This window comes from Affinundibacterium fentianense, assembly GCF_018139545.1.
Classification (GTDB): Bacteria; Pseudomonadota; Gammaproteobacteria; order Burkholderiales; family Burkholderiaceae_D; genus Undibacterium; species Undibacterium fentianense.
In genome coordinates, this window is record NZ_JAGSPJ010000056.1 from 1 (window position 1) to 255 (window position 255).

The following is a 255-nucleotide window of genomic DNA, read 5'->3' on the forward strand; positions in this document are numbered from 1 at the left end:
TGGAAGGGAATAACCTGACGTACACCGTGTCCTTGACATCGGGTACCACAATTGCGTCGACCTACGCCTATACCTTGGGTGGCGGTACAGCGACTGCAACGAGTGACTACAACACCGCCCCAACGTTTAGCAATGGCGTGAGCTTGGTCGGTAGCAACTTGATCGTCCCAGCGGGCGTGTCCAGCTTCACGGTGACGGTAGGAACAGTCGACGACACAATCTTGGAATCGGCGACAGCAGAAACGGTGCCGTTGG

1 protein-coding gene is annotated in these 255 nt (G+C 56.5%); it reads left to right on the plus strand.

All coding sequences use genetic code 11. The features are described 5' to 3' along the window. A partial coding sequence (locus KDM90_RS17740) for a hypothetical protein (protein ID WP_212676954.1) occupies positions 1-255 on the plus strand: 255 nt, incomplete at both ends.